At 71.6% G+C, this 8,862-nt stretch carries 7 protein-coding genes and 3 tRNA genes; 3 read left to right on the forward strand and 7 right to left on the reverse strand.

Annotated elements, in window-relative coordinates; all coding sequences use genetic code 11:
- Positions 1–29 precede the first annotated feature (29 nt).
- From ACZ64A_RS09670 to ACZ64A_RS09685, 4 genes are all read right to left on the reverse strand, one after another.
- On the reverse strand, positions 30–1,958 hold the full coding sequence (locus ACZ64A_RS09670; RefSeq protein ID WP_469809365.1) for an ABC transporter ATP-binding protein: 1,929 nt from the start codon (positions 1,956–1,958) through the stop codon (positions 30–32).
- Positions 1,958–3,691 carry an ABC transporter ATP-binding protein gene (locus ACZ64A_RS09675; protein ID WP_469809366.1) on the reverse strand — a complete coding sequence of 578 codons (1,734 nt, stop codon included), beginning with the start codon at positions 3,689–3,691 and terminating at the stop codon, positions 1,958–1,960. Before ACZ64A_RS09675 ends, ACZ64A_RS09670 begins: the two co-directional genes overlap by 1 nt.
- A gap of 109 nt (positions 3,692–3,800) precedes the next feature.
- On the reverse strand, positions 3,801–5,240 hold the full coding sequence (locus ACZ64A_RS09680; protein ID WP_469809367.1) for an FGGY family carbohydrate kinase: 1,440 nt from the start codon (positions 5,238–5,240) through the stop codon (positions 3,801–3,803).
- A gap of 185 nt (positions 5,241–5,425) precedes the next feature.
- Entirely contained in the window at positions 5,426–5,740 is a 315-nt protein-coding gene (locus ACZ64A_RS09685; RefSeq protein ID WP_469809368.1) for a YtxH domain-containing protein, read from the reverse strand.
- A gap of 158 nt (positions 5,741–5,898) precedes the next feature.
- On the opposite strand from ACZ64A_RS09685, the gene ACZ64A_RS09690 reads away from it, so the two are divergent.
- The 3 genes from ACZ64A_RS09690 (at position 5,899) to ACZ64A_RS09700 (ending at position 6,313) form a co-directional block, all read left to right on the forward strand.
- Positions 5,899–5,971 (forward strand) — tRNA-Asn (locus tag ACZ64A_RS09690).
- 5 nt (positions 5,972–5,976) lie between these two features.
- Positions 5,977–6,049, forward strand: a tRNA-Asn gene (locus ACZ64A_RS09695).
- A gap of 187 nt (positions 6,050–6,236) precedes the next feature.
- Positions 6,237–6,313: transfer RNA gene (locus tag ACZ64A_RS09700), tRNA-Ile, on the forward strand.
- Positions 6,314–6,439: 126 nt separating this feature from the next.
- Here ACZ64A_RS09700 and ACZ64A_RS09705 read toward each other — a convergent pair.
- The 3 genes from ACZ64A_RS09705 to ACZ64A_RS09715 form a co-directional block, all read right to left on the reverse strand.
- Positions 6,440–6,868: a nuclear transport factor 2 family protein gene (locus ACZ64A_RS09705; protein WP_469809369.1), complete on the reverse strand. Its 429-nt coding sequence runs from the start codon at positions 6,866–6,868 to the stop codon at positions 6,440–6,442.
- Between the two features lie 71 nt (positions 6,869–6,939).
- Positions 6,940–7,785 carry a methylenetetrahydrofolate reductase [NAD(P)H] gene (gene metF / locus ACZ64A_RS09710; protein WP_469810149.1) on the reverse strand — a complete coding sequence of 282 codons (846 nt, stop codon included), beginning with the start codon at positions 7,783–7,785 and terminating at the stop codon, positions 6,940–6,942.
- Positions 7,786–7,856: 71 nt separating this feature from the next.
- The gene (locus tag ACZ64A_RS09715) at positions 7,857–8,837 is read right to left on the reverse strand and encodes a carbohydrate kinase family protein (protein WP_469809370.1); all 981 of its coding nucleotides are present in this window, start codon (positions 8,835–8,837) and stop codon (positions 7,857–7,859) included.
- Positions 8,838–8,862 lie beyond the last annotated feature (25 nt).

Consider the following 8,862-nt stretch of genomic DNA (forward strand, 5'->3'; position numbering starts at 1 on the left):
CGCCCGGCGCCGGGCGACCCGCCGGACGGTCAGTCGACCTCGGCGACCGCCTGCGCGAACTGCGCCTGGTACAGCCGCGCGTACGCCCCGCCGGCCGCGAGCAGCTCCCCGTGCGAGCCCTGCTCCACGATCGAGCCGTTCTCCATCACCAGGATGGTGTCCGCGTCCCGGATCGTGGAGAGCCGGTGCGCGATCACGAACGACGTCCGGCCGTGCTGGAGCTTGGCCATCGCCTTCTGGATCAGCACCTCGGTACGGGTGTCGACGGAGCTGGTCGCCTCGTCGAGGACCAGGATCACCGGGTCGGACAGGAACGCCCGCGCGATGGTGATCAGCTGCTTCTCACCGGCGCTCACGCCGGTGCCCTCGTCGTCGATGACGGTGTCGTAGCCGTCGGGCAGGGTACGCACGAACCGGTCGGCGTGCGCCGCCCGCGCCGCCTCCTCGATCTCCCCGCGGCTGACCTCGCGCGCCGCGCCGTAGGCGATGTTCTCGGCGATGGTGCCGCCGAACAGCCAGGTGTCCTGCAGCACCATGCCGATCCCGGCACGCAGCTCGTCCCGGGACATCCGGGCGATGTCGACGCCGTCGAGGGTGATCCGCCCACCCGTCACGTCGTAGAACCGCATCAGCAGGTTGACCAGCGTGGTCTTGCCCGCGCCGGTCGGGCCGACGATGGCGACCGTCTGCCCGGGCTCCACCTTCAGCGACAGGTCCTCGATGAGCGGCTTGTCCGGCTCGTAACGGAACTGCACGTGCTCCAGCTCCACCCGCCCGCGCAGCTCGGCCGGCTTCTCGGCCGGCACCGGGTCGCTCTGCTGTTCCTCCGCGTCCAGCAGCTCGAAGATCCGCTCCGCCGAGGCCACGCCCGACTGCACCAGGTTCGCCATCGACGCGACCTGCGTCAGAGGCATGGAGAACTGGCGGGAGTACTGGATGAACGCCTGCACGTCACCGATGGACAGCGCACCCGAGGCGACACGCAGCCCGCCGACCACGGCGACCAGCACGTAGTTGAGGTTCGACACGCACATCATCAGCGGCTGCATGATCCCGCTGTTGAACTGTGCCTTGAACCCGGCCTCGTACAGCGCCTCGTTCTGCTCGGCGAACTGCTGCGCCGACTCCTGCTGCCGGCCGAACACCTTCACCAGGGTGTGCCCGGTGTACATCTCCTCGATGTGCGCGTTCAGCTTGCCGGTGGTGCGCCACTGCTGCACGAAGTGCGGCTGCGAGCGCTTGCCGACGCGGGTGGCGACGACGAACGACAGCGGCACGGTCACCAGCGCGACCAGCGCGAGGATCCAGGAGACGTAGAACATCATCGCCAGCACGCCGATGATCGTCAGCAGCGAGTTGATGAGCTGGCCCATCGACTGCTGGAGCGTCTGCCCGATGTTGTCGATGTCGTTGGTCGCCCGGGACAGCACCTCGCCGCGCTGCCGCTTGTCGAAGTACGACAGCGGAAGCCGCGACAGCTTCGTCTGCACGTCCTCGCGCAGCCGGAACATGGTGCGGTTCACCGCCCGGTTGACCAGACGGGTCGCGACCGCCATCAGCAGACCGGCGATCAGGAACGTGCCGAGCGCGAGCAGCAGGACGTGGCCGACCGCGCCGAAGTCGATGCCCTTGCCCGGAGTGAAGTCGGTGCCGCTGAGCATGTCGGCGATGCCGCCCTGCCCGTGCGCCCGCATCGAGTCGAGGACCTGCTCCTTGGTCGCCCCGGCCGGCATGCGCCGGCCGATGATCCCGGCGAACACCAGGTCGGTGGCCTTGCCGAGGATCTTCGGGCCGACCACGTTCAGCCCGACGCTGACCACCACGCACGCCAGCAGCGTGTAGATGGTGACGCGCTCCGGCCGGAACTGGGAGACGAGCCGTTTGCCCGAGTTCTTGAAGTCCAGCGAACGGCTGTCGGGGCCGCCCCCGGCCATCATCCGCCCCATGGGCCCGGCCATCAGGCAGCCTCCGCTTCCGTCAGCTGGGAGAGCACGATCTCCCGGTAGGTCTCGTTGTCCGCCATCAGTTCGTGGTGGGTGCCGCTGCCGACGACCCGGCCCTCGTCGAGGACGACGATCCGGTCGGCGTCGCGGATGGTCGCCACCCGCTGGGCGACGATCACCACGGTCGCCTCCGCGGTCTCCCGGCCCAGCGCGGCACGCAGGGCCGCGTCGGTGGCGTAGTCGAGCGCGGAGAAGGAGTCGTCGAAGAGGTAGATCTCCGGCCGCTGCACCAGGGTCCGGGCGATCGCCAGGCGCTGGCGCTGACCGCCGGAGACATTGGTGCCGCCCTGCGCGATCGGCGCCTCGAGGCCGCCCTCCAGCTTGGTGACGAAGTCCTTGGCCTGCGCCACCTCCAGCGCGTGCCACAGCTCCTCGTCGGTGGCGTCCGGATTGCCGTAGCGCAGGTTGGAGGCGACCGTCCCGGCGAACAGATACGGCTTCTGCGGCACCATGCCGACCGTGCGGGCCAGCAGCTGCGGCTCGACCTCGCGCACGTCCACGCCGTCCACGAGGACCTCCCCGTCGGTGGCGTCGAACAGCCGCGGGACCAGGCCGAGCAGCGTCGACTTGCCGCTGCCGGTGGAGCCGATCACGGCGGTCACCTCACCGGGCCGGGCGACCAGGTCGATCGCCTTCAGCACCGGCTCCTCGGCACCCGGGTAGCGGAAGCCGGCTGCGCGGATCTCCAGATGCCCGTGCCGGCGCAGCTCGCTGACCGGCGCCGACGGCGGCACGACGCTGGACTCGGTGCCCAGCACCTCCTCGATGCGCTCGGCGCACACCTCCGCGCGCGGCACCATCATGAACATGAAGGTGGCCATCATCACGGACATGACGATCTGCATCAGATAGGCGAGGAACGCCGTCAGATCACCGATCTGCATCCCGCCGCTGTCGATGCGGTGCGCGCCGAACCACACCACGGCGATCGACGACAGGTTCACCACCGTCATCACGATCGGGAACATCAGCGCGAGCAGGTTGCCGGTGCCCAGCGCCATCGCGGTGAGATCGGTGTTGGCCTTGCGGAAGCGCTCCTGCTCGTAGTCGTCGCGCACGAAGGCGCGGATGACGCGGTTGCCGGAGATCTGCTCGCGCAGCACCCGGTTCACCGTGTCCAGCCGCACCTGCATGGCGCGGAACAGCGGCCGCAGCCGGCGCACGATCAGCGTGACGCAGATCGCGAGCACCGGGACCACCGCGACCAGCACCCCGGACAGCGGCACGTCCAGACCGAGCGCCAGGACGATGCCGCCCACACACATGATGGGCGCCGACACCATCAGGGTGAACGTCATCAGGGCCAGCATCTGGACCTGCTGGACGTCGTTCGTCGTACGGGTGATGAGCGAGGGCGCGCCGAAGTGGCCGACCTCGCGGGCCGAGAAGGACTGCACCCGGTCGAAGACGGCACCGCGCACGTCCCGGCCGAGCGCGGAGGCGGTCCGCGCACCGAAGTACACGGCGCCGATGTTGCACACGACCTGTGCCAGCGAGATGCCGATCATCAGGGCGCCGTGGCCGAGGATGTAACCGGTGTCGCCGTTGACGACACCGTTGTCGATGATGTCCGCGTTCAGGGTGGGCAGGTACAAGGTGGCGCAGGTCTGCAGGAACTGCAGCCCCACCAGTAGGGCGATCGGTTTCTTGTAGGGCCTGAGATAGGTCCGCAGGAGTCGTATGAGCACGCTGGGTTCTCTCGGAAGTCGGCGACGGGGGCGGTTCGGTTGCCCGTGGCCCCTATCGTCGGACACTCCCCCTGCGTTACCTCAACCGATTAACCCGAACCGGGCCCGGTCACGGCCGCATCGCCCCCGGATGGGTCTGCTCCCGCACCGACACGTACTGCTGGCGCACCGCCTGGCCCACCGCCAGGTCCTCACCGGGCTCCAGCACCTGCGCCGCCGCGCCGTGCCAGGCCGGGGGATCGCGCGGGTCGAGGGTGCCCTGCGACACCCCGAGCGCCCACGCGGCCTGCCGCGCCGCGCCGATCGCCGCGTAGTCCGCGGGCTGCGGTACGACGACCTGCGCGCCGAACAGCGACGGCGCCGCCGCCTGCACGGCCGGCAGCTCGGCCGCCGCGCCCAGCAGGAAGATCCGCCGCACCTCCACGCCCCGGCCGCGCAGCACGTCGAGCGCGTCCGCGAGCCCGCACAGCATCCCCTCGAACGCGGCCCGCGCGAGATGCTCCGGCTTCATCGACTCGCGCCGCAGCCCGGCGAGGGTGCCCGCGGTGTGCGGCAGATGAGGCGTCCGCTCACCTTCCAGATACGGCAGCAGCACCAGCCCGTGCGCGCCCGGCGTCGACTTCATCGCGAGCTCCGACAGGCCCTCCAGGTCCGCCAGCCCGAGGAGTTCGGCGGTACCGCGCAGGGCCCGTACGGCGTTGAGGGTGGTGACGACGGGCAGGTGCATACCGGTCGCGTCGGCCAGTGACGTGATCATCCCGGTGCTGTCGACCAGGGCCTCGGGGTGGACGGCCATCACGGACCCCGACGCGCCGAGCGAGACGACCGCGTCGCCCAGTCCGATCCCGAGCCCGAACGCGGCCGCCATGGTCTCGCCGGTTCCGGCCGAGATCAGCAGGCCCTCCGGTGTCGTACCGGCCGCCTCGGCGGGGCCGATGACCTCCGGCAGCATCGCCTGGTGGCCGAGCGCCAGCTCGACCAGGTCGGGCCGGTAGGCACCCGTGGCCGCCGACCAGTACCCGGTGCCGGAGGCGCCGCCGCGGTCGGTGGTCCGGCGCACCGGCCGGCCCAGCAGCTGCCACACCAGCCAGTCGTGGGCCTGCATCAGCACCGCCGCGCGGCGCGCGTTGTCGGGCTCGCTGCGGGCCAGCCAGCGCAGCTTGGTCACCGGCTGCGCGGCCTGCGGCACACATCCCACGGCCTGCGCCCACGCCTCGCGCCCGCCGAGGGCGTCGATCAGATCGGCGGCCGCGACCTGCGCCCGCTTGTCGCCGCCGGCCAGCGCCGGGCGCACGGTGGCGCCCTGCGTGTCCAGCGGGATCAGCGCGTTCTGCTGCGCGGACACGCCGATGGCCTGCACGCCCTCCAGCAGCCCTCCGCCGGCCGCCTCACCGAGGGACAGCAGCCAGGCCTGCGGGTCCACGTCGCTCGGGCGTCCCTCCAGGGGATGCGGGGCGTATCCCTGGCGCAGTACGGCACCGGTGTCCGTGTCGCAGACCACGATGCGCGTGAAGTCCGGTGAGCTGTCCAAGCCGGCGACTATCCCCATGGTCACCGATTGTGCCGTAGCGCTGCGCCGGCTCGGGCGGGGGGCGCGTTATCGGGGCGGGCGCCTGGTCTTCGCCGGGCGGGTGCGGGCTGTGTGCGGCCGGCCGCACCCACGCGGCGGAGCCGCACATCGACACAGCCCCGCGCCCCTGACGGCGTTGCCCTTCCCGGCGCCGGCAAGGCGCCCTACGTGTTGCTGGTGCCCCAGTCGTCGCTGCCGCCGCCGTTGTGGGCGCTGCGGGCTCGCAGGGACTTGACCCGGTGGGCGACGGAGTCGGGGACGTGGACGTGGTCGCCGACCTTGTCGCTGACGGCGTGGTAGGCCTTGCCGGCGAACTGGCGGCCCTGCATGGCGGCCGTCTCGGCGGTGTTGCGCACGGCCGGGTTCTGCGTGACCTGGCGCGCGGACTTCTTCAGCTGCTCGTAGCGTTCGCGTCCGGCCTTCGTGCCCAGCACGTAACCCAGGGCGAGTCCGGCGACGAATGTGAGCCGGTAGCGCATGGCGGCAACCCTTCCTCGTGTGTCTCCTGCGGTGCGGCGGCGGCGCCGGGGGTACCGATTGGCGGAGCACCCCCCTGCTTGCGCTAATGTATGTGTCGCAGCGAGCGAGCGCCCCCTGGCGAATACCCCAGGAGGTCCGTTCGATGCGAACGAGGCATTCCTCCGTAGCTCAATTGGCAGAGCAGCCGGCTGTTAACCGGCAGGTTACTGGTTCGAGTCCAGTCGGGGGAGCTCGGTCCTCCGTAGCTCAATTGGCAGAGCAGCCGGCTGTTAACCGGCAGGTTACTGGTTCGAGTCCAGTCGGGGGAGCATGCTGAACGAGGACCCCGATGGGGTCCTTTTTCATGTGCGCGGGAACCGCGGCCACGGCGTCGTGGTCCTCATGGACGTGACGTGGTCGTGGCGGCATGCGAGATCGCCCCTGCGAAGCAGGAGATCGTATGAGCGGCTATGCTGCGGCACACGGCGCGTACACATGTACGCGACACGCCGCTATGGGGCGGTAGCTCAGCCGGTTAGAGCAGCGGACTCATAATCCGTCGGCCGTGGGTTCGAGTCCCACCCGCCCCACCAGCACCCGGCACACCTGCGTTTGTATCCGCGCCGACGACGGCGAAGGCCCGGCACGCCGACGTGCCGGGCCTCCTTCAGTCTCCTGGCGCAACCGCGCCGCCCGCCCGGGCAGGTCCCGGCGGGCTCTCACGCCAGGACGGCGGAGACGGCGGCCGGGTCCCAGTAGTAGGGACGGATCTCCCGGATGCGCCCGTTGCGCACGGTCATCTCCTGCACGATCCGGGTGTCCAGCTCCCGGCCCGTCCCGCGGGCCGTGAGCCGGACCCGGTTGGTGACGACGATCTCCTGCCCGTCGACGAAGCGGCGCTGCTCCAGGAACTCCATGCGCTCCCACATCTCGCCCATGACGGCCATGAACCGCTCGATCCCCTCCGGCCCCTGCCAGGTGCCCGAGTAGGGGAGCCCCGGGGCCTGGTGCAGGGTCACGTCGGGATCGAGGCACCGCGCGATCTCGTCGAACGCGGCGTGCCCCGGGCCGCCCGCCGCGACGTAGTGCGCCTCGGCGTCGTAGAACCGCTCGAGCAGTTCGGTGGTGCTGTTCTCGGGTGCCGTCATGGCCGTCCCTGTCGCTGTGTCGCTGCCGTGAGTGATCATCGGCCGGACCAACGAGGGGCCGCGCGGCTGGGTTACTGCGGGGCGCCCACCACGTTCCGGTGGATCTCCAGTGTCGCGGGGGACCGGTTGAGGGTGATGTAGTGCAGCCCCGGCGCGCCCTCGTCCAGCAGCCGCCGGGCCATGGCGCTGGCGTGCTCCACCCCGATGCGGTGCCCGTCGGCCGGCCGGTCCCGGGCGGCCTCCAGGCGCCGGGCGAGCGACGGCGGGAACGTGGCGTTGGACAGCTCGGCGAAGCGGGTGATCTGCCGGACGTCGGTGGCCGGCATGATCTCGGGGATGACCGGGGTGTGACACCCGGCCCGGGCGAGGCGGTCCCGCAGGCGCAGATAGTCCTCCACGTCGAAGAACATCTGGGTGATGGCGAAGTCGGCGCCGGCGCGGCACTTGGCGGTGAAGTGCCGGACGTCGCTCTCCCAGTCCGGTGAGCGGGGGTGCCGCTCGGGGAAGGCCGCGACCCCGACGCTGAAGTCGCCCAGCTCCCTGACCAGGCGCACCAGGTCGACCGCGTGGGTCAGACCCCGGGGGTGCGGCGTCCACGGGCCGCCGGGGTCGCCCGGCGGGTCCCCGCGCAGCGCGAGGACGTCCCGCACTCCCGCGTCCGCGTACCGGCCGATGATGTGCCGCAGTTCGCCGACCGAGTGGCCCACCGCCGTCAGATGGGCGACCGGGCGCAGCGTCGTCTCCGTGGCCAGGCGCCGGGTGACCTCGACGGTGCGGTCCCGGGAGGAGCCGCCGGCGCCGTAGGTGACCGAGACGAAGGTGGGGGCGAGCGCCTCGACGCGCCGGATCGCCTGCCACAGGGCGGCCTCACCGCGTTCGGTGCGGGGCGGGAAGAACTCGAAGGAGAAGGACCGCAGGCCCGAGGCGAGGTGCTCGCGCAGGGACGCCGCGGGCCGCACGCCGGGGCGGGGCGAGGCCGTGAGCGCGGTCACGGCGCCTCCCGCAGCAGCGGCGCGAGGGTGGCGGCCGTCGCGGTGCCGTAGGCCTGCCCGATCCGGTCGAGGAGCTCCCCGGGGACGACCTTGTAGTCCTGGGTGCCCACGGCCTCCAGCACCAGCGTGGCGAGCGCGCACCCGAGGTGCGCCGCCGGCTCCGGGGCGAGGCCGCCGGCCACACCGGCGAGGAAGCCCGCTCGCAGCGCGTCGCCCACGCCTGTGGGATCGGCCGGCTGCCCGGCGGGCAGCGCGGGGATCCGCCGCGGGTCCGCGTCCCGCCGCAGGAGTACGACGCCGTCCGCTCCCCGGGTGGAGACCCACAGGCCGACTTCTTCGAGCACCTCCCCCTGCGTCCAGCCGGTGCGTTCGAGCAGCAGGGCGCTCTCGTACTCGTTGGTGAACAGATACCGCGCGCCGCTGACCAGGGCGCGGGTCTGCTCGCGGTTCAGCCGGGCGAGTTGCTGCGAGGGGTCGGCCGCGAAGGGGACGCCGAGTGCCCGGCACGCCCGGGTGTGCCGGAGCATCGCCTCGGGATCGTCCGGGGCGACGAGGACCAGGTCGGGCGTGCCGACGCGGCCGAAGACCTCCTCCAGCGCGATGGTGCGGGCCTCCGCCATGGCGCCGGCGTAGAACGTGGCGATCTGGTTGTGCTCGGCGTCCGTCGTGCACATGAACCGGGCCGTGTGCCGGGTCTCGCTCACATGCAGCGCGGTGTCGACGCCGGTGGCGCCCAGCCAGGCGGCGTACTCCGTGAAGTCCCGGCCGACGGCCCCCACCAGCAACGGGGTCAGCGCGAGCCGGGCGAGGCCGACCGCGACGTTCGCGCCCACGCCGCCGCGCCGGATTTCAAGGGTGTCGGCCAGGAACGACAAGGAGACGTGGTCGAGCCGGTCGGGCATCAGCTGGTCGGTGAAGCGGCCCGGGAAGACCGCCAGATGGTCGGTGGCGATCGAGCCGGTGACGGCGATGCGCATGAAAGACCTCCGGTCGGGGGTGACG

This window comes from Streptomyces sp. NPDC104814, from assembly GCF_055583185.1.